At 74.6% G+C, this 20,144-nt stretch carries 25 protein-coding genes; 13 read left to right on the forward strand and 12 right to left on the reverse strand.

What is annotated here, in order from left to right; translation table 11 throughout:
• Positions 1–92 precede the first annotated feature (92 nt).
• The gene (locus ABT014_RS14350; RefSeq protein WP_350639028.1) at positions 93–875 is read right to left on the reverse strand and encodes a TIGR03084 family metal-binding protein; all 783 of its coding nucleotides are present in this window, start codon (positions 873–875) and stop codon (positions 93–95) included.
• A gap of 72 nt (positions 876–947) precedes the next feature.
• Between ABT014_RS14350 and ABT014_RS14355 the strand changes: the two genes are divergently transcribed.
• Positions 948–1,733 carry a helix-turn-helix transcriptional regulator gene (locus ABT014_RS14355; RefSeq protein ID WP_350639029.1) on the forward strand — a complete coding sequence of 262 codons (786 nt, stop codon included), beginning with the start codon at positions 948–950 and terminating at the stop codon, positions 1,731–1,733.
• A gap of 44 nt (positions 1,734–1,777) precedes the next feature.
• On the opposite strand, the gene ABT014_RS14360 is transcribed toward ABT014_RS14355, so the two are convergent.
• From ABT014_RS14360 to ABT014_RS14375, 4 genes are all read right to left on the reverse strand, one after another.
• Positions 1,778–3,310: an AMP-binding protein gene (locus ABT014_RS14360; RefSeq protein ID WP_350639030.1), complete on the reverse strand. Its 1,533-nt coding sequence runs from the start codon at positions 3,308–3,310 to the stop codon at positions 1,778–1,780.
• A gap of 148 nt (positions 3,311–3,458) precedes the next feature.
• The gene (locus ABT014_RS14365; protein WP_350639031.1) at positions 3,459–4,298 is read right to left on the reverse strand and encodes an isocitrate lyase/PEP mutase family protein; all 840 of its coding nucleotides are present in this window, start codon (positions 4,296–4,298) and stop codon (positions 3,459–3,461) included.
• Positions 4,299–4,335: 37 nt separating this feature from the next.
• A complete protein-coding gene (locus ABT014_RS14370) occupies positions 4,336–4,902 on the reverse strand; it encodes a Uma2 family endonuclease (RefSeq protein WP_350639032.1) in 567 nt (188 codons plus the stop codon).
• A 135-nt stretch (positions 4,903–5,037) separates the two neighbouring features.
• Complete coding sequence (locus ABT014_RS14375) at positions 5,038–5,667, reverse strand: TetR/AcrR family transcriptional regulator (protein WP_350639033.1); 630 nt, start codon at positions 5,665–5,667, stop codon at positions 5,038–5,040.
• A 104-nt stretch (positions 5,668–5,771) separates the two neighbouring features.
• Here ABT014_RS14375 and ABT014_RS14380 point away from each other — a divergent pair, with 104 nt between their 5' ends.
• Positions 5,772–6,200, forward strand: a complete 429-nt coding sequence (locus ABT014_RS14380) for a DUF4267 domain-containing protein (protein ID WP_350639034.1) — start codon at positions 5,772–5,774, stop codon at positions 6,198–6,200.
• A gap of 18 nt (positions 6,201–6,218) precedes the next feature.
• Here the strand turns inward: ABT014_RS14380 and ABT014_RS14385 are convergent, their stop codons facing one another.
• Positions 6,219–7,001: a dioxygenase family protein gene (locus tag ABT014_RS14385; RefSeq protein ID WP_350639035.1), complete on the reverse strand. Its 783-nt coding sequence runs from the start codon at positions 6,999–7,001 to the stop codon at positions 6,219–6,221.
• Positions 7,002–7,127: 126 nt separating this feature from the next.
• On the opposite strand from ABT014_RS14385, the gene ABT014_RS14390 reads away from it, so the two are divergent.
• Positions 7,128–7,592 (forward strand): MarR family winged helix-turn-helix transcriptional regulator, encoded by a 465-nt coding sequence (locus tag ABT014_RS14390; protein ID WP_350639036.1) that lies wholly within the window; start codon positions 7,128–7,130, stop codon positions 7,590–7,592.
• 89 nt (positions 7,593–7,681) lie between these two features.
• Positions 7,682–8,194, forward strand: a complete 513-nt coding sequence (locus ABT014_RS14395) for a protein phosphatase (RefSeq protein WP_350639037.1) — start codon at positions 7,682–7,684, stop codon at positions 8,192–8,194.
• Between the two features lie 68 nt (positions 8,195–8,262).
• Here the strand turns inward: ABT014_RS14395 and ABT014_RS14400 are convergent, their stop codons facing one another.
• Positions 8,263–9,792, reverse strand: coding sequence for a PucR family transcriptional regulator (locus ABT014_RS14400; protein WP_350639038.1), 1,530 nt, complete (start codon positions 9,790–9,792; stop codon positions 8,263–8,265).
• 351 nt (positions 9,793–10,143) lie between these two features.
• Between ABT014_RS14400 and ABT014_RS14405 the strand changes: the two genes are divergently transcribed.
• The 4 genes from ABT014_RS14405 to ABT014_RS14420 all read left to right on the forward strand — a co-directional run bounded on the left by ABT014_RS14405 (position 10,144) and on the right by ABT014_RS14420 (position 12,122).
• Positions 10,144–10,602 (forward strand): molybdopterin-dependent oxidoreductase, encoded by a 459-nt coding sequence (locus ABT014_RS14405; RefSeq protein ID WP_350639039.1) that lies wholly within the window; start codon positions 10,144–10,146, stop codon positions 10,600–10,602.
• Positions 10,603–10,696: 94 nt separating this feature from the next.
• Entirely contained in the window at positions 10,697–11,143 is a 447-nt protein-coding gene (locus ABT014_RS14410; protein WP_350639040.1) for an SRPBCC domain-containing protein, read from the forward strand.
• The gene (locus ABT014_RS14415; RefSeq protein ID WP_350639041.1) at positions 11,140–11,505 is read left to right on the forward strand and encodes an ArsR/SmtB family transcription factor; all 366 of its coding nucleotides are present in this window, start codon (positions 11,140–11,142) and stop codon (positions 11,503–11,505) included. Before ABT014_RS14410 ends, ABT014_RS14415 begins: the two co-directional genes overlap by 4 nt.
• Positions 11,506–11,591: 86 nt before the next feature.
• A complete protein-coding gene (locus ABT014_RS14420; RefSeq protein WP_350639042.1) occupies positions 11,592–12,122 on the forward strand; it encodes a GNAT family N-acetyltransferase in 531 nt (176 codons plus the stop codon).
• A gap of 7 nt (positions 12,123–12,129) precedes the next feature.
• On the opposite strand, the gene ABT014_RS14425 is transcribed toward ABT014_RS14420, so the two are convergent.
• Together ABT014_RS14425 and ABT014_RS14430 are read right to left on the reverse strand one after the other, a co-directional pair.
• Positions 12,130–12,342 carry a DUF397 domain-containing protein gene (locus tag ABT014_RS14425; protein WP_350639043.1) on the reverse strand — a complete coding sequence of 71 codons (213 nt, stop codon included), beginning with the start codon at positions 12,340–12,342 and terminating at the stop codon, positions 12,130–12,132.
• A 47-nt stretch (positions 12,343–12,389) separates the two neighbouring features.
• Positions 12,390–13,427, reverse strand: coding sequence for a helix-turn-helix domain-containing protein (locus ABT014_RS14430; protein ID WP_350639044.1), 1,038 nt, complete (start codon positions 13,425–13,427; stop codon positions 12,390–12,392).
• A gap of 106 nt (positions 13,428–13,533) precedes the next feature.
• On the opposite strand from ABT014_RS14430, the gene ABT014_RS14435 reads away from it, so the two are divergent.
• From ABT014_RS14435 to ABT014_RS14445, 3 genes are all read left to right on the forward strand, one after another.
• Complete coding sequence (locus ABT014_RS14435) at positions 13,534–13,743, forward strand: hypothetical protein (RefSeq protein WP_350639045.1); 210 nt, start codon at positions 13,534–13,536, stop codon at positions 13,741–13,743.
• The gene (locus ABT014_RS14440; RefSeq protein WP_350639046.1) at positions 13,740–14,060 is read left to right on the forward strand and encodes a hypothetical protein; all 321 of its coding nucleotides are present in this window, start codon (positions 13,740–13,742) and stop codon (positions 14,058–14,060) included. Before ABT014_RS14435 ends, ABT014_RS14440 begins: the two co-directional genes overlap by 4 nt.
• A gap of 75 nt (positions 14,061–14,135) precedes the next feature.
• Complete coding sequence (locus ABT014_RS14445; protein WP_350639047.1) at positions 14,136–14,897, forward strand: pirin family protein; 762 nt, start codon at positions 14,136–14,138, stop codon at positions 14,895–14,897.
• Between the two features lie 50 nt (positions 14,898–14,947).
• Here the strand turns inward: ABT014_RS14445 and ABT014_RS14450 are convergent, their stop codons facing one another.
• Both ABT014_RS14450 and ABT014_RS14455 read right to left on the reverse strand, forming a co-directional pair.
• On the reverse strand, positions 14,948–16,366 hold the full coding sequence (locus ABT014_RS14450) for a dihydrolipoyl dehydrogenase family protein (RefSeq protein ID WP_350639048.1): 1,419 nt from the start codon (positions 16,364–16,366) through the stop codon (positions 14,948–14,950).
• A 123-nt stretch (positions 16,367–16,489) separates the two neighbouring features.
• The gene (locus ABT014_RS14455) at positions 16,490–18,010 is read right to left on the reverse strand and encodes an APC family permease (protein WP_350639049.1); all 1,521 of its coding nucleotides are present in this window, start codon (positions 18,008–18,010) and stop codon (positions 16,490–16,492) included.
• Between the two features lie 148 nt (positions 18,011–18,158).
• Here ABT014_RS14455 and ABT014_RS14460 point away from each other — a divergent pair, with 148 nt between their 5' ends.
• A complete protein-coding gene (locus ABT014_RS14460; protein WP_350639050.1) occupies positions 18,159–18,779 on the forward strand; it encodes a TetR/AcrR family transcriptional regulator C-terminal domain-containing protein in 621 nt (206 codons plus the stop codon).
• A gap of 81 nt (positions 18,780–18,860) precedes the next feature.
• On the opposite strand, the gene trxA is transcribed toward ABT014_RS14460, so the two are convergent.
• Positions 18,861–19,250: a thioredoxin gene (gene trxA / locus ABT014_RS14465; RefSeq protein WP_350639051.1), complete on the reverse strand. Its 390-nt coding sequence runs from the start codon at positions 19,248–19,250 to the stop codon at positions 18,861–18,863.
• A 203-nt stretch (positions 19,251–19,453) separates the two neighbouring features.
• On the opposite strand from trxA, the gene ABT014_RS14470 reads away from it, so the two are divergent.
• The gene (locus ABT014_RS14470) at positions 19,454–20,056 is read left to right on the forward strand and encodes a hypothetical protein (RefSeq protein ID WP_350639052.1); all 603 of its coding nucleotides are present in this window, start codon (positions 19,454–19,456) and stop codon (positions 20,054–20,056) included.
• Positions 20,057–20,144: the final 88 nt, after the last annotated feature.

Genomic DNA, 20,144 nt, shown 5'->3' on the forward strand with positions numbered 1-20,144 from the left:
CCGGTGGCCGCCGCCGAGTGATCAGTCGGAGACGGAGCGTAGAGCAGTCGGGGGCCGGTCGGCGAACCGGTCCCGCAGCGTTCGACATCCCGTCAGGCGAGCGGTGCCCGGCCCTCCCCGGGTGGGCCGGCGAAGGTCTGCGCGATCGGGAGCCAGGCCTGCGCGGTCGGGCCGGTGGCGGTCAGCGCCAGGTCGTCGCGGTGCCGGCGCTGGGTGACCAGCAGGCAGAAGTCGAGCGCCGGTCCGCTCACCCGGTCGTCCGCCGCCGGGTCGCCCCAGCTCCACGCCTCGCCGTCCGGGGCGGTCAGTTCGACCCGGAACGGGCGGTCCGCCGGCAGGCCGTGCAGGGTGAGCGCGAAGCCGATGGTGCGCACGCCCAGATGGGCCACGTGCCGCAGCCGCGCGCTCGGCGTCCGCACCACGCCGAGCGCGTCCGCGACGTCCTGGCCGTGCGCCCAGGTCTCCATCAGTCGGGCCGTCGCCATCGAGGCGGGCTTCATCGGCGGCCCGAACCAGGGCAGTTTGACGTCCGCCGGGACGGCCGCCAGCGCCACCGCGAGCTGCTCCCGGCCGTCCCGCCAGCGGCCCAGCAGCTCGGCCGGCGGTTCGCCGACCCCCTCGGCGGCGCCGCGCTCGACCGCGTCGAACCCGGCCTCGAACTCGCGGCGCACCGCCGCCGCGAACCCGTCCGGGTCGGTCGCCGCCAGCACCGACCAGCGGTCCGTCCAGGCCAGGTGGGCGAGTTGGTGGGCGATGGTCCAGCCGGCCGCGGGGGTGCCGGTGGCCAGCGCGGCCCGGTCCAGGCCGGCGACCAGCGCGTCCAGTTCGGCGCTCTCGGCGCGCAGGTCGTCCAGCAGCGGTTTCAGCTCTGCCATGGTGTGCACTCCTCGATGGACGGAAGGGCCGCAGGACTCCCCAACTCCTGCGGCCCGTGTGACAATCGCCCGATGATCGGGGCGACGGAGGACATTCCTACCCGAGCGGCCGGGCTCGACGCCCGGGCCGCCGAGCTGGTCCGCCAGGCCGTCCTCGGCGACCTGGCCGGGCGGGTGGTGGCCGAGTGCGGCGCGGACGTGGGCCTGGTCGGCGTACCGGACCGGGCCGACCGCCCGGGCCGGATGGTGCTGCGGCACTGGGCCGGCACCCGGGCCGACCTGCTGCACGACCTGGAGGTCCCGATCGGCACCGGCCTCGGCGGCCGGGCGCTGGCCGAGCGGGCCCCCACCTGGGTGCCCGACTACCGGGCCGCCACCACCATCTCGCACCAGTACGACGACGCCGTGCACGCCGAGGACCTGTACGCGATGCTCACCGTCCCGCTGGTGCAGGGCGGTGCGGTGCACGGGGTGGTGTACGCCTCGCTGCGGGCGGTGGTCTCGTTCGGCGACGTCCGGATCGACTCGGTGGCCCGGCTCGCCGCCGCCGCGAGCCGGGCGCTGGCCGGGGCCGCCGCCTGGTGCGAGGAGCCGGCCGATCCGGCGGCGCACCGTCCGCCGGGCCGTGCACCGGGCCGTGCGCCGCATCGGCCGCCCCGCTCGGCGGTGCTGACCCCGCGGGAACGGGAGGTCACCCGCTGGGCGGCGACCGGCCGGAGCAACCCGGAGATCGCCGACCGGCTCGGCCTCAGCTGCCACACCGTGACCGGCTACCTGAAGAGCGCCATGCACAAGCTCGGGGTCCGCAACCGGGTCGAACTCGCGCTGGTGGTACGCGACGTCGACCCGATCGGCTGATCCCTCGCCGACCCGGCCCGTGGCGTCCCGTGCGCCGGCCCCGGTCAGTTGACCTGGCGGGTGCGCCCCTGCCAGTACGGCTCGCGCAGCCGGAACTTCTGCAGCTTGCCGGTGGCGGTGCGCGGCAGCGTGTCCCGGAGCTCCACGGTGGTGGGCGACTTGTAGCCGGCCAGCCGCTGCTTGCAGTGCGCGATCAGCTCGGCCTCGTCCGCGTCGGCGCCCTCCCGTAGCACCACCAGCGCCTTCACGGTCTCGCCCCAGCGCTCGTCCGGCACCCCGATCACCGCCACCTCGGCCACCGCGGGGTGGTCGTAGAGGCAGTCCTCGACCTCGATCGAGGAGACGTTCTCGCCGCCGGAGATGATCACGTCCTTCTTCCGGTCGGAGATCGCGAGGTACCCGTCGGTCAGCGTGCCGCCGTCGCCGGTGTGGAACCAGCCGTCCCGGATCGCCTCGGCGCTCGCCTCCGGCTGCTGCCAGTAGCCCTCCAGCACCACGTTGGAGCGGACCAGCACCTCGCCCTGGTCGTCCACCCGCACCCGGGTGCCCAGCGACGGCGCGCCGGCCTGGACGAGGCGCTCGGCCCGCTCGGCCGCCGGCAGCGCGTCCCACTCGGCCCTGGTCCGGTTGGCCGTCACCAGCGGGGAGGTCTCGGTCAGCCCGTAGATCTGCATGAACTCCCAGCCCAGCTCGCTCTCGATGCGCTGCACCATCGAGGTCGGCGGGGGCGCCCCCGCGATGATCATCCGCACCTTGTCCCGGCCCGGCACCGGCCCGTCCCACTCGGCGGCCGCGTCCAGCACCATCGCCGCCACGGCCGGCGCCCCGGACAGGAAGGTCACCCCGTGCCGCTCCACCCGCCGCAGGATCTCCGCCCCGTCCACCTTGCGCAGCACCACGTGCTGCGCGCCGAGGCCGGTGAGCGCGAACGGCAGCCCCCAGCCGTTGGCGTGGAACATCGGCAGCGTGTGCAGGTAGACGTCGCGGTCGCTCGCGCCGAAGTGCAGGCCCATCAGCACCGCGTTCAGCCAGATGTTGCGGTGGGTGAGCTGAACACCCTTGGGGCGCGCGGTCGTTCCGCTGGTGTAGTTGATCGTGGCGGTCGCCGACTCGGGCACGTCGTACGGCACCGGCTCCCGGTCGAAGTCGTACAGCAGCGCGTCGCTCCCGGCGCCCAGCACGAACCGGTGCCGCACCGCGACCCCGGCCAGCGCCTCGTCCAGCTCCGGGTCGACCAGCAGCACCGAGGCACCGCTCTGCTCGACGATGTACGCGACCTCCTCGGCCCGCAGCCGGAAGTTGATCGGCACCAGCACCCGGCCGTGGCCGCTCACCCCGAACAGCGAGGTCATCAGGCGGGCCGAGTTGTGCGAGACGATCGCCACCCGCTCGCCCGGACCCACCCCCAGCCGGTCCAGCCCGGCGGCCTGCGCGCGGGCCAGCTCGGCCGTCCGGCGGTACGTCAGCTCGCCCCAGGAGGCGGCCGGCTGGGCCGGTTCGTCGATGATGCCGACCCGGTCGCCGTAGACCAGCTCGGCCCGGTGGAGGAAGTCCAGCACGGACAGTGGAGTCTGCATGGCCCCACTCTGCCCGCCGCGCCGAGCGGGCCGACACCCCCGATCGGGGGTGTTACCCGAAGGGAGTAGACGCTCCCGCCGAAGGGCTGCGCACGCGGTCGGCGGGGTGGCGCCGTGGCGGGCCGGCCGGTAGGCCGGGCGTCGTGGGTCAGCCGCCGAAGATCCGGTCGAGGTCGGCGAACGAGGCCGCGCCGTCCAGGCCGTCGAAGGTGCCGTCCTCGGCGATGCCGCGTGCCGCCCGGGCGAAGGCGCCCCAGGCCGCCCGGGCCAGGGCCGATCCGACCGAGACCCGGCGCACCCCCAGCTCGGCCAGGCGGGCGACCGGGAGCGCCGTACTGCTGGAGGCGATCACGTTGACCGGCCGGGGAGCGACGGCCCGCACGATCGCGGTGATGTCGGCCGGGTCCTGGACGCCGGGGGCGAACAGGCAGTCGGCGCCCGCCTCCGCGTAGGCGACCAGGCGGTCGGTCGCGAACCGCGCGGCATCGGGGTGACCGACCAGCGCGGCCTCGCACCGGGCGGTCAGGACCACCGGCACGCCGTACCCGTCGATCGCCGCCCGGGCCGCGCGGATCCGCTCCACCGCGAGGGCCTCCTCGTACAGCGGCGCGGCCGGATCGCCGGTGGCGTCCTCCACCGACAGGCCGGCGACGCCGGTGCCGACGCACAGCGCCACGTTGGCCGCCACCTCCTCGGGCTCGTCGGCGTACCCGGCCTGGAAGTCGGCGCTCACCGGCAGGTCGGTCGCCGTCACCAGCTCGCGGATGTGCCCGAGCATCATGTCCCGCGGCACCGCGTCGACCCGGTCGGGCAGCCCCCGGCCGAACGCGAACCCCGCCGAGGTGCTGGCCAGCGCCCGGAACCCGAGCTGCCGCAGGAACTTCGCCGACCCCGGGTCCCACGGATTGGGCAGCACGAAGCACCCCTCCCGGTGCAGCGCGCGGAACTCGGCGACGGCGACGGGCCAGGCGGCATCGGAGGCATCCATACCGGCCAACGTACCGGCCGGCGGCCGGCTCCTGCGCTCAGAGCACGCGCAGATCGGCCACCACGGGGAACGGTGCCACGGCCTCGACGGTGCCGGTGTACACCTCGCCGTCCCGGTAGCACCTGCGGGCCGGGTCGAGCAGATAGGTGTACACCAGCGGCACGCCCGTCGCGGCCTGTTCGACGCGCCAGTAGAAGGGGATGCCGGCTTTGGCGTACTGGTCGGTCTTGACGATCCGGTCGGTGGTCTCGGACCCGGGGGAGACCACCTCGACGACCATGAGCACGTGCTCCGGACGGGTGGGCGTGATGTCGATGGTGTCCGCGCGGTAGACCACGATGTCCGGCCGCCGGTTGGTGAGCGGGACGTCCTGCAGCCGGAGGTCGAAGTCGGTGTCGGCGTTCCAGTCCGGGCCCGCCGCGGCATCCAGGGCGTTCGCCAGCACCCTGGCGAGGCGGTTGTGCCGCTTGGAAGCACTGGGGCTCACGACAACCATCCCGTCCACGATCTCGATGCCGGCGCACTGCTCCTCGGACCAGGCGTCGTACTGCTCGGCGCTGACCTGCGCGTGCATCCAGGCGGGGGCGACCATCTCCGCGGTCACGACCTACCTCCCATGTGTGTGCTCGCTCGTCTGCGGCCAGCGTACTGTGCGCGGCCGCCGTGCCGGGGCGGTCCCGAGCGTCTGCGCGCCGGGGGACGGCCGGGCACGGGGCGCGGGTCCGCGGCCGGGTGCGGGCTAGCGGCGGGGGAGTGAGGGCAGGGCGAGGAGTTGACCGACCAGCAGGTCGACCCGTTCGGACTGCTGGTCGGGGTCGAGGCGGCCGCCGCGGGCGAGGGTGACCAGGCCGTGCAGGGCGGCCCAGCCGATCTCGATGAACAGCACCAGGTCGCGGCCGGCCGCCAGCGGGCCGAGCACGTTGCCGAGTTCCGCGAAGGCGGCCTGGAGCGGGGCGGGGGCGCTGTCCGGGCCGAACGGGAGGTCGGTGGCCAGGGTGAACATCGCCTCGTAGAGGGCGGGGCCGGCCGTGGCGAAGTCGACGTAGGCGTGTGCGACGGCGGCCAGCGCGGCGGCGGGGTCGGTGGTGCGGTGGCGGGCGGCGGCCAGCTCGGCGGTCAACTCGGCGAAGCCCTCCAGGGCGACGGCCGTGACGATGGCGGTCCGGCCGGCGAAGTGGCTGTAGAGCACGGGCTGGCTGTACTCGATCCGCTCGGCGAGGCGGCGGGTGGTGACGGCGTCCCACCCCTCGGCCTCGGCGAGTTCCCGGGCCACCCGGACGATCAACGACTCCCGGTCGGCGCGCTCGCGCTCACGGCGCTGCTGGGTCGACTGGGCGGACTGGGCGGACTGCGTGGGCTTGGTCGGCATAGCGCGATTCTAGCAGTGCTAGAAATTCGAGCACCGGCAGTGCTAGCGTTGCTATCGAACCTAGCGCCGCTAGATCGGCGGCGCCGGAGAGGGAGGGAACCACCATGCGCACCAACCGTTTCGCCACCGGCCTCGCCACCGGCATCACCCTGGTCGGCGGGCTGGGCATCATCGCCGTCGGCGTCCGCTTCCTGATCGCCCCCGAGGCCGGCGCCACCGGCTTCGGCATCCCCGCCCCGACCGGCGACGCGCTCGCCTACCTCGACGTCAAGGGCATCCGCGACATCGTCTCCGGCCTGGTCGTCCTGATCCCGCTCGCCCTCGGCCTGCGCCGCCCGCTCGGCTGGACCCTGCTCGCCGCCGCCCTCACCCCGGCGACCGACGCCGCCATCGTGCTCACCCACGGCGGCAGCCCCGCCGTCGCCTTCGGCATCCACGCCGCGACCGCCGCCGCCCTGCTGCTCGCCGCCGGCCTGCTGTTCCGCGAGACCCGCCCGTCCGCCGCTGCCGCCGCCCCGGCCCCCACCCGGTAGGGCCGCGGGGTGCGGAGCTCAGCCGAGCTGGATCGAGCGCTTGGCCAGGCCCATCCAGAACCCGTCGATCACGCTCCGCTGCCCGGCGAGGTCGGCCTCGCCGGCGCCCAGGGTGACGAACAGCGGGGCGAAGTGCTCGGTCCGCGGGTGGGCGAGCCGACCGGCGGGGGCCTTGCGCTCGAAGTCGAGCAGCGCGTCCAGGTCCTGGGCGGCGAGCGCCCGCCGTCCCCAGTCGTCGAACTCCGCCATCACCGAGGAGACCTCCCCGGTGGTGCTGAGCGCGCGCAGGTTGTGGGTGAAGAACCCGCTGCCGACGATCAGCACGCCCTCGTCGCGCAGCGGGGCCAGCCGGCGGCCGATCTCCAGCAGTCGCTGCGGGTCCAGGGTCGGCAGCGAGATCTGCAGCACCGGGACGTCGGCCTCCGGGAACATCTCGACCAGCGGCACGTACGCGCCGTGGTCCAGGCCCCGGTCCGGGATGTCCTGCACGGGGGTGCCGGCGGTGCGCAGCAGCTTGCGGACGCTGTCGGCCAGTTCGGGGGCGCCGGGGGAGGCGTACCCGACCTGGTAGTAGCGCTCGGGGAAGCCCCAGAAGTCGTACACCAGCGGGACGGTGGTGGTGGCGCCGATCGCGAGCGGCGCCTCCTCCCAGTGGGCGGAGACCATCAGGACGGCGCGCGGCCGGGGCAGCTCGGCCGACCAGGCGGCGAGCTGGCCGGGCCAGAGCGCGTCGTCGGCGAGCGGCGGGGCGCCGTGCGAGAGGTAGAGCGCGGGCATGCGCCCGGGGGTGGCGGTGCTCATGTCCGGGGCTCCTCGACTTCGGGTGGGGCCGGGCGGCCGCTCGGGCCAGTTGGTTCAAATTTGAACCGTCTTGCCACCGAAGGTACACCCGAGTTCGAATTTGAACAACCGGGGTACCATGCACCCATGGACCAACCCCGATGGCTGAACGAGCGCGAGATGGCCGCCTGGCGCGGGTTCGTCGCGGCCACCAACCTGGTCGCCCGCCATGTGGAGCGCCAGCTCAAGGACGACGCGGGGCTCTCCCACACCCAGTACGAGATCCTGGTCCAGCTCTCCGCGGCCCCCGACGGCGCGCTCCGGATGACCGACCTGGCCGACCGGCTGGTCACCTCCAAGAGCGGCCTCACCTACCAGGTGACCCAGCTGGAGAAGGCCGGGCTGGTGACCCGCCGCTCCTGCGCCAGCGATGTCCGCGGGGTGTTCGCCGAGATCACCGACCAGGGCTGGGAGACGCTGCGCACCGCCGCGCCGGGCCACGTCGCCGCCGTCCGCGAGGCGCTGATCGACATCCTCACCCCCGAGCAGCAGGCCGCCGTCGCCGACAGCCTCGGCGTGGTCAGCGACCACCTGCGGCGCGCCGAGGGCTGACCGACCGCGCCCTGCTGCTGCTGCCGCCGGAACCCCGTGCGGGCCACGGCCGTTGATCGAGCGGTCGAACAGATGGGCGGGAGTGACGGATGAGGACACGGCAGCGCGACCACGAGATCGAACCGCCCCGGGCCCCGTGGAGCGAGATCCGGCCCGGCCTGTGGATGGGCGGCCACTACTGGGTCGACCCGGCGGGGGAGATGCAACCCGTCGTGGTGGACGACGAGTTCGACCTGGTGCTCAGCCTGTTCGGCCGCCCGGGCCACGGCCCCGCCCCCGGCGTCGAGCACCACGTCGCCGAGGTGCCGGACGCACCGCTGAGCTCCGCCGAACTCGCCCGGGTCCGCGCGCTGGCCGCACTCGCCGAACGCGCCCTGCGGGACGGCCGGGCGGTGCTGGTGCGCTGCCACTCCGGCTACAACCGCTCCGGGCTGGTGGTCGCCGAGACCCTGCGCCTGCTCGGCCACGACCACCCGACCGCGCTCGGGCTGATCCGGCGTCACCGTTCGCCCTGGGCCCTCAACAACACGGTGTTCGAGCAGTACCTGGCCGTCGGCCTGGACATCGCGGGGCTGCTCACCGGCCTGGAGGAGCCGGCCTGACGGGCCCCCGGGCCCCCGGGCCGCGCGCCCGCGCCTCACCGCGTCACCGCCCTCACCGGCTCACTGCCTCACCGCGTCGCCGCCGGCTGCGGCGGGGCGCACAGCAGCGCCGCCCGCAGGTCCAGCCGGTCCTCCAGTCGGGCCAGGCTGCGCCCGGTGAGCTCCTCGATCCGGCGGATCCGGTAGTGCACGGTGTTGACGTGGATGTGCAGGGCCTCGGCGGTGCGCGACCACGAGCCGTCGTGGTCCAGGAAGGTGCCGAGGGTGCCGAGCAGCGAGACGCCGTTCTGCCGGTCGTGCTCGGCCAGCGGGGCCAGCAGTCGGGTGTGGAAGGCGGCCGTCACCTCGGCCGGGATGCCCCGCAACAGGGCTGCCAGCGAGCCGAGTTCGGCGCTGCTGCCGACCGCCCCGCCGACCCGGGAGTCCAGCGCGTACCCGGCCTGGACCAGTGCGCCGCGCAGCGCCCCCGCCTCCGGTCGGACGCTCGGCCCCACCCCGGCCCGCAGCAGCCGGCGGGCCGTCAGCCGGGACTGCATGCCCGGCCAGGCGGCCCGCAGTGCCGCGGTCACCTGCGCGGCGGGCGCGGCCACCAGGCCGACCGCCGCGGGTGCGCCGATCGCGCCGCCGGCCCCGCCCGCCGCGGCCGTGCCGCCCCCGGTGCAGGGCGCCGCCGCGAACGGGACGTCCAGCCGGTGCAGCGCGTCGGCCAGCGCGGCCGCCGCCCAGACCGTCGAGCCGCCCTCGATCCGGACGGTGACCGGGGTCAGCGGCTGCCGCTCCGGAAGGCCGCAGGCCAGCAGGGTGTCGGCCAGGCCGGGGCCTCCCTGGTCGAGCAGGTCGAGGATCCGGGCGGCGGTCTGCCGCTGCGCGGCGGCGGTGGCCCGGGCCCGGGTGGCGAGCGGTGCCAGCAGCTCGGCCAGTCCGTGCAGCACGGTGGCCGCCGCCGGGGTGGGCTCGGTGTGCGGCTGGAGCACCCACCCGTCGAACGGGGAGTCGCCGGGCGGCCCGACCGGGACCGCGCCCCGGGTGCCGCCGCCCTCGGCGGAGGCGGCCAGCACCCGGCCGCCGCCGGTCAGCACCGAGCAGTCGGGCAGACCGAGCCGGGCCACCGCGTGCGCCAGCAGTTCGGTCAGCGGCGCGTTGGAGTGCATCAGCCCGACCACCTCCCGCCGGACCGCCTCCGGCACCGCGGCCACCCCCTGCGACCTGGCCTGGAGGTCGCCCCACAGGCGCAGGTAGATCCGGTCGGTGACGGCCCGGAAACTCGTGCCGGAGGGCACCGACAGCAGCGGTATGCCGTGCGTGCGGCAGGCGGCGACCAGGGCCTCGGGCACCGTGCCGTGGGTGCCCTCGCCGGCGAGCAGGGCGGCCACCTCGGCGCTGCGCAGCGAGGTGGCGAAGCGGACCGCGGCGTCGGCGTCGCCGGGGCGCCACCAGACCAGGCCGGTCAGCACCAGCTCGCCGGGCTGGAGGTAGCGGGCGGGGTCCTGAAGGTCGGTCGAGGTCACTCCGGTGACCTGGCGGCCGAGGAGTTCCGGGGTGGCCCAGGTGACGCCGATGTGCAGGCTGTCCAGCTCCAGCAGGTCTCCGACGATCATGTCTCGCTCCTTGTGCTCCGCGCCGGACCCGTCCCACGGTCCCTTCGCGAAAGCGAGGGGCAGGTGCGCACAGGCATCGTAAATGCAAGGCCAGGGGCCGTGGTGACCTCTTGTTCGATCACCCAGGACGCCACCCCCGACCTGGTGTCCGACCCCAGTCGTCCGGCCAGTTGCGCTCCTGCTTGAATCGGGGCACCACCGGGGCCGAGGGGTCGCGGATGCAAGGCCGAACCGGTCTTCTTCATGGCATCCACCGGTGAAGATGTGCCTACATGTGGGGTATCTGCGGTTCGGCGCGGGTACCACCCCTCCCGGGCCGCCCGCGCGGTGCGGCCCGGGAGGGAAGGCCCCATGAGATCGCCCGCCGGAGCACTCCACCGACCGGCCACCGTGCACCTGCACGGCAGTCTGGACGAGCCGGTCCGGCTGACCGTCGCCGAGCTGCGCGAGCTGCCCCCGCACCGGGTCGAGGTGAGCTTCGACTGCCTGGGTAGCGGCGTCCAGCGGCACGGCTTCGAAGGTCCCAAGCTCTGGGACGTGCTGCGCGCCGCGCGCCCGCGGATCGACTTCACCGGCCGCAAGCAGCGCCTGCGCTTCCTGGTCACCGTCACCGGCGCGGACGGCCACCGGGCGGTGCTCTCCTGGGCCGAGATCGACCCGGACTTCGGCAACCAGCAGATCCTGCTGGCCACCAGCATCGACGGGGCCCCGCTCGACGAGGCCGGCCCCCAGCTGGTCGTCCCCGCGGACGCCTGCGGCGCCCGCTACATCAGCGCGATCTCCGAGATCTGGGTCGGCCCCCTGGCCTGACCGCCGCCACGTGCAACCGTTCGGTTGCTCCTCGCTGGGTGATGTGCAACTGTGGAGTTGCACTCGATGTCCGCCACGACGGAGGAGCAACCTCATGAGCACGGACCGGATCGAACGCGAGACCCTGATCGAAGCGTCCCCGGAGCGGGTCTGGGCGCTGGTGGCCGAGCCCGGGTTCTGGGTGGCCGACCCGGCGGCGGTGGCCGGCACGGTGGCCGAGGAGGGCGGTACGACGGTGGTGGAGCACCCCGAGTACGGCCGGTTCCCGGTGCGGGTGGAGAAGGTCGACCCGCCCACCTACCTGGCCTACCGCTGGGTCAGTGCCTTCCCCGGCCAGGAGCTGCGCGAGGACAACAGCACCCTGGTCGAGTTCACCCTCGCCCCGGAGGGCGGCGGGACCAGGCTGCGCGTGGTCGAGAGCGGGTTCGCCGCGCTGGCCGGGACCGAGGAGGTGCGCGACAAGGCCGTCGAGGACAACACCGGCGGCTGGCCCCAGGTGCTCGACGCCTTCAAGAAGCGCGTCGAGCAGCCGGCCGCGTGAGCGAGGCACACCCCGGCGCCGGTCCGGCGGTCGACGGCGTCCTCGCCGCCCTGGCCGACCCGACCCGGCGCCGGCTGCTCGACCTGCTCGCCGAACAGGGCGGGTCCACCGCGACGGCGCTCGCCGAACACCTGCCCGTCACCCGCCAGGCGGTGGTCAAGCACCTCGCCGTGCTGGACGCCGCCGGGCTGGTCACCGGCGGCCGGGTCGGCCGCGAGATGCGGTACGCGGTACGGCCCGCGGCCCTGGACGCCACGGCCCGGTGGATGGCCGGCCTGGCCGCGGACTGGGACCGCCGACTGGCGGCGATCAAGCGGATCGCGGAGGCGGCCGAACGGGATTCCCGCAGCTCCGACGGGTAGCGGGCGACCGAAACCGGTTGAGCGCGGGGTGCGGCGGCTGCTAGGAATCCGGGGTCCGCCGCAACCGGCCCGCAACCCCGCAGGAGATGACCGTGATACCCGGAGAGCTGATCCGACTGCGCCCGATGGAGCCTGCGGACGCCGAGGCGCTCTGGCGCTGGAACAGCGATCCGGAGGTGATGCGGTGGATGCAGGACGGCTACCGCCAGACCCTGGCGACCGTGGTCAAGGCCGTCGAGACCCGCGAGCCGAATGCCTACGGGGATGTCCTGTACGGCGTCGAGGCCCAGGCCGACGGGCGGCTGATCGGGCTGGTCCGGCTGCACGGCGCCGAGCCGGAGACCGGTGGCGCCGAGATCGACATCTACCTGGGCGAGAAGGAGTACTGGGGCGGCGGCTACGGCACCGACGCGATGCGCACCATGTGCCGGTACGGCTTCGAGCAGATGCGGCTGCACCGGATCCAGCTCACCGTGGTCGCCGAGAACGAGCCCGCCCGGCACCTCTACCGCAAGCTCGGCTTCGTCGAGGAGGGCCGCCTGCGGCAGGTGTTCCGCCGGGACGGCCGCTGGCACGACCACATCCTGATGGGCCTGCTGGAGGGCGAGTTGCGCTGACGGCAGCTCAGGCCGGGCCGAACTCGCCCTCGGCGGTCGCTGCGACGAATGCGGCCCAGGCCCGGGCGTCCACCTGGAGCACCGGCCCGTGCGGGTCCTTGGAATCCCGCACGGGCACGACGCCGGGGTGGCCGGGGGAGATCTCGATGCACTGGCCACCGCCGTTGCTGTAGCTCGACTTGAGCCAGATGCCGGGGTTGGATCCAAGGTTCTTGGTCATGTTGCACAGTTCCTTCCGTTGCGGATGCGGGTTGCGCTGACGGCGGCTCAGGCTGACCCGAACTCGCCCTCGGCGGTGGCCGTGACGAATGCGGCCCAGGCCCGGGTGTCCACCCGGAGCACCGGCCCGTGCGGGTCCTTGGAATCCCGCACGGGCACGACATCCGGGTGGCCGGGGGAGATCTCGATGCACTGCCCACCGCCGCTGCTGTAGCTCGACTTGAGCCAGCTGCCGGTCACTTCGACTGCCTCGGTCACGTTGCACAGTTCCTTCCGTGCGGCGCGGATCACGTCCAGGGAGTCCGCCCGGGAGAGCGCCTCGACCTGGAGCCGATCGTAGTCCGAAGCCCATGCGGACACGGTGTCGCGGTCCCGTTCCAGATAGCCTCGCCGCAGAGTCTCCGTGTAGCCGAGTGACGAGCCGTCGGCGAGTCCGAGCAGCGTGACGGCTCCGGTGAACGGGCGGCGCTCGCCCAGCGTGAAGGGTGCGACCTGGAGGACCACGTGGGGGCGGGCCGCCAACTCCTCCAGTCGCCTGAGCTGGCCGGCCATGACCGCTGGTCCGCCGATCATCCGTCGCAGGCAGCTCTCGTCGAGGACGACGTGCACCAGGGGTGCCGGTCGGCGCTCCAACAGTCGCTGCCGGCCCAGCCGGAAAGCGAGTCGTTCCTCGGCCTGTTCCACGCTGATCGCACCGCGGGCCACCGAGCCCGCGAGGTCCGCGCCGGCGTAGGCGGCGGTCTGGAACAGGCCTGGCATGATGCCCAGTTCGAACAGCCGGAGTTCCGCCGCCACCGCCTCCACCTCGGCGAACTCCGGGAAGCCGTCGATCAGCGACTCGTGCCCGAGGTGCCACCACATCAGTGCGAGCGTGCCGCCGGTCCCCAGCGCGGCGTCCGCGCGGGTCGCGAACCGGGCGGACGGGACGCGGTCCGCCCGTTCGATGCAGGACACGTACGCGCCGCTGTAGTTGACGCTGCGCCCGAGCTGGTCCTGGGTCAGCCGCCGGGCGGTGCGGAACCTGCGCAGCTGGACCCCGAAGGCGGCCAGCGGGGAGGTGGACGGGTCGACTTCCCGGATGTTCACGCCTTCCTCCGATTCAACAGTGCGGTCTGTCGAGTTGAAGTCGTTCCGATGCTAGCGCCCTGCCGTCATGCTCTGTAGCGGAACGACTACGCGGAGGAGTTGGATGATGGCGGCGGGCGACGACGAGCGGCCGGTGCGGCCCGGGCCGAAGCCGGGCGAGTTGGTCCGTGACCACCGGTCCGACCGGATCGGGGTGCTGATGGACGTCCAGGGCGGGCGGCTCTACCTGCGGCCGCCGGGTGGCGGCGTGGAGTGGACGGCGGATCCCGGGCAGGTCGGCCCGGCGGGCGGGCCCGACCCGAGCGGGCCGGTGTGAGGAGGCGGCTCGCCGCGGCCCGGCGGGCCCGCGGGCTGGCGCGGCGGCTCGCGGCGGCGTCCGGCGCGCGGGTGCGGCTGCGCGCCGGGCCGACCGGTTACCTGCTGTCGCTGCCGGTGCCCCGGGACTCGGAGCGGCTGGCGGCCGTGCTGCCGCTGCTCGCGCTCGCGGACCGGTTCGGGCACACCACCCGGGGCGGCGGAGTGGTGTGGTGCGCGGTCGACCGCACCCCGCCGGGCGGCGCGGGCGGCGAGCCCGCCGGGGCCCGCGGGTCGCGCCGCCCCGGGCGCCGCTCGCGCCGGGCGGGTGCGCGATGACCGGCGGGAATGGATCGGCACCCGAGGTTGGTTTAGGATTCAACAAGAGTGACCGAACCGGAGGAGGAGCCGACCATGGCTGCCACGATCGACCTGCGCCGCGCCGACGAGCGCTTCCACACCCGCACGGGGTGGCTGGACTCCCACCACTCCTTCTCGTTCTCCAACCACTGGGACCCGGCCAACACCCACTTCGGGCTGCTGCTGGTCTCCAACGACGACGTGGTGGCGCCCGGCACCGGCTTCGACACCCACCCGCACCGCGACATGGAGATCATCACCTGGGTGCTGGACGGCGCCCTGGTGCACCAGGACTCCGAGGGGCACAACGGCATCGTCTACCCGGGCCTGGCCCAGCGGATGAGCGCCGGCACCGGCATCCTGCACAGCGAGAAGAACGACTCCTGGACCATCGACGGCCGGCCCGAGCACCGGGACCCGGTGCGCTTCGTCCAGATGTGGACCGTCCCGGACGCCGCCGGCACCGTGCCGGGCTACGAGCAGCTGGACATCAACGACCAGCTGGGCCGGGGAGGTTGGACCACGCTGGCGTCCGGGATGGGCAAGCACTCCGCACAGCGGGCGATCGGCATCCGGCAGAAGCATGCCGCGCTGCACGTGGCCCGGGTCCGGCCGGGGGAGACCCTGGAGCTGGCGACCGCGCCGTTCGTCCACCTGTACGTGGCGCGCGGTGAGGTCTCCGTCGAGGGCGCGGGGCTGCTGCACGAGGGCGACGCGGCGCGGATCACCGGCGCCGAGGGCCAGCGGGTGACCGCCGGTCCCGAGGGCGCCGAGGTGCTCCAGTGGGAGATGGACGCGGCGATCGCGCTCGGCTGACGGGCCCGCCGCGGCAGCCACCCGGTGGGCCCGGCTGCCGCGGCGGCCGGCTACCGGTCGTCCCGGCAGCCCTCCAGCAGCCGCAGCCAGACCTCGCTGATGGTCGGGTAGGACGGCACGGCGTGCCACAGCCGGCCGATCGGCACCTCGCCGACCACGGCCACGGTCGCCGAGTGCAGCAGCTCGGCGACCCCGGGGCCGACGAAGGTGGCGCCGACCACCACGGACCGGTCCTGGTCGAACACCACCCGGGCCCGGCCGGTGTACCCGTCGGCGTACAGCGAGGCGCCGGCCACCTGGCCGAGGTCGTGGTCGACGGCGCGCACGTTCAGCCCGCGCTGCCGCGCCTCGGCGATGGTCAGGCCGACCGAGGCGGCCTCCGGCTCGGTGAACACCACCTGCGGCGGTCCGGCCGGATCGGCGGTGGCGGCGTGCGCGCCCCAGCGGCCGGTGTCGGTCCGCTCGCCGCGCGCCCGGGCGACGATCGCGTTCCCGCTGATCCGCGCCTGGTACTTGCCCTGGTGGGTCAGCAGGGCGCGGTGGTTGACGTCGCCGGCGGCGTACAGCCAGCCCCCCGGCACGTCGGTGACCCGGCAGCTCTCGTCCACGGCGAGCCAGCCGCCGGGCTCCAGGCCGACCGTCTCCAGACCGACGTCCTCGGTCCGCGGGGCGCGTCCGGTGGCGTACAGCACCTCGTCGGCGGTGATCGAACCCCCGCCGGCGAGCAGCAGTTCCACCGGCCCTTCGCCGTCCCGACGCACCTCGGCGACCTCGGTGTTCAGCCGGACGTCGACGCCGGCCGCACGCAGCCCGTCCGCCACCAGGGAGCCGGCGAACGGTTCCATCCGGTCCAGCAGCGTCCCCCCGCGGACCAGCAGCACCACCTCGGAGCCGAGCGAGCGCCAGGCGGTGGCCATCTCCACCGCCACCACGCCGCCGCCGACCACGGCGAGCCGGCCCGGTGCGTGCTCGGCGCTGGTGGCCTCGCGGCTGGTCCACGGCCGGGCCGCGGCCAGCCCCGGCACGTCGGGCAGGACGGCGCGGCTGCCGGTGCAGACCGCGACCGCGTGGCGCGCGGTCAGGACCCGGTCGCCGACCCGGACCGTGCGCTCGCCGGCCAGCCGGCCCTGGCCGCGCACCAGCTCGATGCCGGCGCCGCGCAGCCACGCGACCTGCCCGTCGTCCTTCCAGTGCGAGGTGAAGGAGTCCCGCCGGGCCAGCACCGCGGCCGGGTCCAGCGGGCCCTCGGCGGGCACCCCGGGCAGCGCTCGGGCGGCCGCGAGCGCGGCGCCGGGGCGCAGCAGCGCCTTGCTCGGCATGCAGGCCCAGTACGAGCACTCGCCCCCGACCAACTCGCTCTCCACCAGCACCGTGCGCAGCCCCGCGGCGGCCGTCCGGTCGGCGAGGTTCTCGCCGGTCGGCCCGCCGCCGAGCACCACCACGTCGTACTCATCGGCCTGTTCGGACATGCTTCTCCCTCGACGTCGGACACGGCACGGGCCCCATCCTCCGTCGCCCGGCGCCGCCCCGGCCAGTCCCGGTCCCCCGGTGTGTCGCCCAGGGGGCCGGGGTCCGTGCCGGGTGAGGGTGCCTCAGAGCACGGCCGGGGCGAGCTCGTCGCTGTCCGCGCGCTCCGGGACGGGGTCGCGCATCAGGCGCTGCGGTCGGCGCACCAGCAGGTAGCCGGTGCCGAGCAGGGTGACGACGCCGGTGCCGAGCAGGGCGGCCCAGACCTGGTACCAGGGGGCGCCGGGCGGGGCCAGGATGGTGCGCGGCCAGCAGATGTTGAGCACCTCCAGGCCGGTCCACAGTACGGCGAGCACGTTCAGCGGGGTGCCCCAGCGCCCGTACGAGACGGCGCCGGCCGGGCGCCAGGTGCCGCGCAGGCGGGCGACCAGGGCGGCCAGGCTGAGCAGGAAGAACGGCAGGAAGGTGGCGGCGGTGCCGAAGGTGATCAGGCTGCCGATCGCGGTGGACTCCAGGCCCAGCGGGAGCGCGGCGGCGCTGATCACGGTGGCGGCGACCAGGCCGCCGATCGGGGCCTTGTGCCGGTTGACCCGGCGGACCCGGGAGGCGAACGGGAAGACGCCGTCCCGGGCGAGCGAGTAGAGGCCGCGGGCGGCGCCGCCCTGCGAGGCCATCAGGCAGGCGGTGAAGCTGACCAGCACGACCACCACGAACGGCTTGGCGGACCAGTCGCCGAAGCCGGTGGTGACGGCGGTGGTCACCGGGTCGAGGTCGGTGCCCGCGACCACGGCGGCCGGGTCCGGGTGGGCCAGCACCACCGCGACGGCGTTCAGGATCACCACGGCGCCGACGCTGAGCAGCGCCCACCGCATGGCGCGCGGCACCTGGCGGGCGGCGTCCTTGGTCTCCTCGGCGGTGGAGACGCAGGCGTCGAAGCCGATGAAGGCCCAGCCGCCGACCGCGACCACGGCGAGGAAGGACATCAGGCCGCCGGTGCCGGTGGTGGCGGGCGCGTCCAGGGTGTCGGTCAGCACGCCGATCCCGTGCTGCCGGTAGAACAGCAGCAGGGCCAGCCCCACCAGCACCGAGGCGATCGCCTCGGCGGCGATGCCGAGCGAGACGAACCGGCGCAGCAGGGTGATGCCGTAGGCGTTGACCAGGGTGCAGGCCAGCAGGAACGCGGCGGCCGCCAGCACCAGCCGGGCCGGGGTCGCGGTGGCGCCGAACAGCGCGAAGAACCAGGGCGCGGCGAGGTACGCGACGGTGGTGTTGGCGAACATCACCGCGAACTGCCACATCCAGCCGGTCATCCAGGCGAAGGACGGCGGGGCCAGCCGCCGGCTCCACTGGTAGGCGCCGCCGGCGAGCGGCCACTGCGAGGCCAGCTCGGAGTAGACGCAGACCACCAGCAGCTGCCCGAGAAGGCAGATCGGCAGCGCCCACACCCAGGCCCCGCCGAACACGCCCAGGCCGACCTGCGCCACCGCGTACAGGCCCACCACCGGGGAGACCACGGCGAAGCCCATGGAGATGTTGCCGAGCACGCCCAGGCTGCGCCGCAGTTCCTGCCGGTAACCGAGGGCCGCCAGCTGGTCGCTGTCGGCCGCGGGGGAGGGGGCGGGCGCCCCCGGGGGGTTCTCGGTCATGTCCGGGCCACCTTGCCGTCGACGAAAACTAACTTTGTTAGTCGGGGACGGTAGCCGCTGCACGCCGGGGAGGGAAGGGGTCGACACCAGGATGTAACGTGACCGCGTCGCCGGCACCCGTCGGCGCCGGACCGGAAGGCGGGGGAGCGTGGGGCGACCGAGCAGGGCGCTGCTGAGCAGGGAGATCATCGCCAGGGCCGCGCTGGAACTGATCGACGCCGGCGGCGCCGAGGGCCTCACCATGCGGGCCCTGGCCGACCGCCTCGGGGTGAAGGCCGCCTCGCTCTACAACCACCTGGCGGGCCGCGACGAGCTGCTGGACGCCCTCGCGGAACTGGTCAACGAGGAGATCGACCTCACCCCGCTCGCCCGCGCCGACTGGCGGGAGGGCCTGGCCGCGTACGCCCGCGGCTACCGCGCCGTCTTCCTGCGCCACCCCAACACCATCGCGCTGCTCGCCCGCCGCCGGGTCGAGGCCGGCCGCCAGCTGCTCACCTACGACGCCCTGCTGGCCGCGCTCGGCCGGGCCGGGCTCGACCCCGCCGACGCGGCGGAGGCCGCCGCCGCCCTGGACTACCTGGTCCTCGGCTCGGCCCTGGAGACCTTCAGCGCGGGCTTCACCCGCGACAGCGCCGCCTACCGCCCGCACCACCCCGCGCTCGCCGGGGCGCTGGAGGCCTCCGACGAACGCGGCCCCGGGCTCGACGAGCGCGGCTTCGAGCTGGCCCTGCGGCTGCTGCTGGACGGCCTGGCGGCGCGCGCCCGCTGACCGCGCGGACGGCCGGCCGCCCGGGCCCGGACATGCCGGTGGGGGCCGGCTCGTCCCGGCCCCCACCGCTCAGGGGTGCGCTCAGCCCTGCGCCTGGGCCTGCGCCTTCTGCTCCGCCACGTTGGCGTGCACCTCGGCCATGTCGAGCTTGCGCGCCTGCGCGATCAGGTCCTCGAGGGCCGGCTCCGGGAGCGCGCCCGCCTGCGCGAACACCAGCACGCCCTCGCGGATGATGGCCAGGGTCGGGATCGACTGGATGTCGAAGGCAGCCGCCAGCTCCTGCTGCGCCTCGGTGTCCACCTTCGCGAAGGTCAGGTCCGCGTGGCGCTCCGCGGCGCGCTCGTACACCGGCGCGAACATCCGGCAGGGGCCGCACCAGCCCGCCCAGAAGTCGATGAGGACGAACTCCTTGCCCTCGGCCCCTTGGACCAGCTCGTCGAAGTTGTCCTTGGTCAGTTCGACCGTGCCCATCGGTTTCTCCCTGCCCTTCGGTAGTGACTCGGTGGCGTCAACCGACAGCCTCCCCGGGATATTCCGAAAAAATCTTTCCGACGCGTTGAACAGACCCACCCGAACGCTCGTATCCCTGGATGAGCGGGTGCCGGACGGCGCCCCCGGGGGCCACCGGAGCCACCCGAACAATCAACCGACACATGCCATGTGGGGGATTTGCCATGCCCAAGTTCAGCCGTGCCGCCGCTTTCGCCGCCGCCTCCGTCGCCGCGCTGGTGCTCGTCACCGCCTGTGACTCCGACACCGACCCGGCGGGTTCGGCCGCCCCGGCCGCCTCCTCCGGGGCGCAGGCCGGCGGCCAGGCCGGGACGCAGTCGGGAACGCAGTCGGGGGGCGCCGCGCAGTCGCCGGCCACCGGGGGCGACGGCAAGGCCGCACTGCAGACGGCCAGCTCCGCCACGCTCGGCACCATCGTCACGGACGGCAACGGCTACACCCTGTACCGCTTCGACAAGGACACCGCCAAGCCCCCGATGTCGAACTGCAACGGCGGCTGCGCGACCACCTGGCCGCCCGCCCCCGCCACCGACAACCCGCAGCTCAAGGGCGTGGACAGCAAGCTGGTCGGCACCGTCACCCGGGCCGACGGCAGCAAGCAGCTCACCCTGAACGGCTGGCCGCTCTACCGCTACGCGCCCGACACCAAGCCCGGCGACACCAAGGGCCAGGGCGTCGGCGGCACCTGGTTCGCGGCCGCCCCCACCGGCGCCAAGGCGGGCGCCTCGGCCGCCCCGAGCCCGAGCGACAGCGGCTACGGCTACTGACCGGCGGACGGGGTGCGGCGCGGGCGCCCGCGCCGCACCCCGCTGGGGATATCGACAGATGCGGCCGCCGACTTGAGGCGGCCGCCGT

It is taken from the genome of Kitasatospora sp. NPDC094015, from assembly GCF_040304075.1.
Classification (GTDB): Bacteria; Actinomycetota; Actinomycetes; order Streptomycetales; family Streptomycetaceae; genus Kitasatospora.

What these genes read in the sequence shown, in the direction of transcription:
- ABT014_RS14385 (WP_350639035.1), bottom strand. Translation starts at nt 7,001, where the DNA reads ATGAGCACCGCCACCCCCGGGCGCATGCCCGCGCTCTACCTCTCGCAC.
- ABT014_RS14455 (WP_350639049.1), bottom strand. Translation starts at nt 18,010, where the DNA reads ATGACCGAGAACCCCCCGGGGGCGCCCGCCCCCTCCCCCGCGGCCGAC.
- ABT014_RS14405 (WP_350639039.1), top strand. Translation starts at nt 10,144, where the DNA reads ATGAGATCGCCCGCCGGAGCACTCCACCGACCGGCCACCGTGCACCTG.
- ABT014_RS14395 (WP_350639037.1), top strand. Translation starts at nt 7,682, where the DNA reads ATGAGGACACGGCAGCGCGACCACGAGATCGAACCGCCCCGGGCCCCG.
- ABT014_RS14355 (WP_350639029.1), top strand. Translation starts at nt 948, where the DNA reads ATGATCGGGGCGACGGAGGACATTCCTACCCGAGCGGCCGGGCTCGAC.
- ABT014_RS14365 (WP_350639031.1), bottom strand. Translation starts at nt 4,298, where the DNA reads ATGGATGCCTCCGATGCCGCCTGGCCCGTCGCCGTCGCCGAGTTCCGC.
- ABT014_RS14390 (WP_350639036.1), top strand. Translation starts at nt 7,128, where the DNA reads ATGGACCAACCCCGATGGCTGAACGAGCGCGAGATGGCCGCCTGGCGC.
- ABT014_RS14445 (WP_350639047.1), top strand. Translation starts at nt 14,136, where the DNA reads ATGGCTGCCACGATCGACCTGCGCCGCGCCGACGAGCGCTTCCACACC.
- ABT014_RS14410 (WP_350639040.1), top strand. Translation starts at nt 10,697, where the DNA reads ATGAGCACGGACCGGATCGAACGCGAGACCCTGATCGAAGCGTCCCCG.
- ABT014_RS14380 (WP_350639034.1), top strand. Translation starts at nt 5,772, where the DNA reads ATGCGCACCAACCGTTTCGCCACCGGCCTCGCCACCGGCATCACCCTG.
- ABT014_RS14400 (WP_350639038.1), bottom strand. Translation starts at nt 9,792, where the DNA reads ATGATCGTCGGAGACCTGCTGGAGCTGGACAGCCTGCACATCGGCGTC.
- ABT014_RS14360 (WP_350639030.1), bottom strand. Translation starts at nt 3,310, where the DNA reads ATGCAGACTCCACTGTCCGTGCTGGACTTCCTCCACCGGGCCGAGCTG.
- ABT014_RS14450 (WP_350639048.1), bottom strand. Translation starts at nt 16,366, where the DNA reads ATGTCCGAACAGGCCGATGAGTACGACGTGGTGGTGCTCGGCGGCGGG.
- ABT014_RS14470 (WP_350639052.1), top strand. Translation starts at nt 19,454, where the DNA reads ATGCCCAAGTTCAGCCGTGCCGCCGCTTTCGCCGCCGCCTCCGTCGCC.
- ABT014_RS14375 (WP_350639033.1), bottom strand. Translation starts at nt 5,667, where the DNA reads ATGCCGACCAAGCCCACGCAGTCCGCCCAGTCCGCCCAGTCGACCCAG.
- ABT014_RS14420 (WP_350639042.1), top strand. Translation starts at nt 11,592, where the DNA reads ATGACCGTGATACCCGGAGAGCTGATCCGACTGCGCCCGATGGAGCCT.
- ABT014_RS14350 (WP_350639028.1), bottom strand. Translation starts at nt 875, where the DNA reads ATGGCAGAGCTGAAACCGCTGCTGGACGACCTGCGCGCCGAGAGCGCC.
- trxA (WP_350639051.1), bottom strand. Translation starts at nt 19,250, where the DNA reads ATGGGCACGGTCGAACTGACCAAGGACAACTTCGACGAGCTGGTCCAA.
- ABT014_RS14435 (WP_350639045.1), top strand. Translation starts at nt 13,534, where the DNA reads ATGGCGGCGGGCGACGACGAGCGGCCGGTGCGGCCCGGGCCGAAGCCG.
- ABT014_RS14425 (WP_350639043.1), bottom strand. Translation starts at nt 12,342, where the DNA reads ATGACCAAGAACCTTGGATCCAACCCCGGCATCTGGCTCAAGTCGAGC.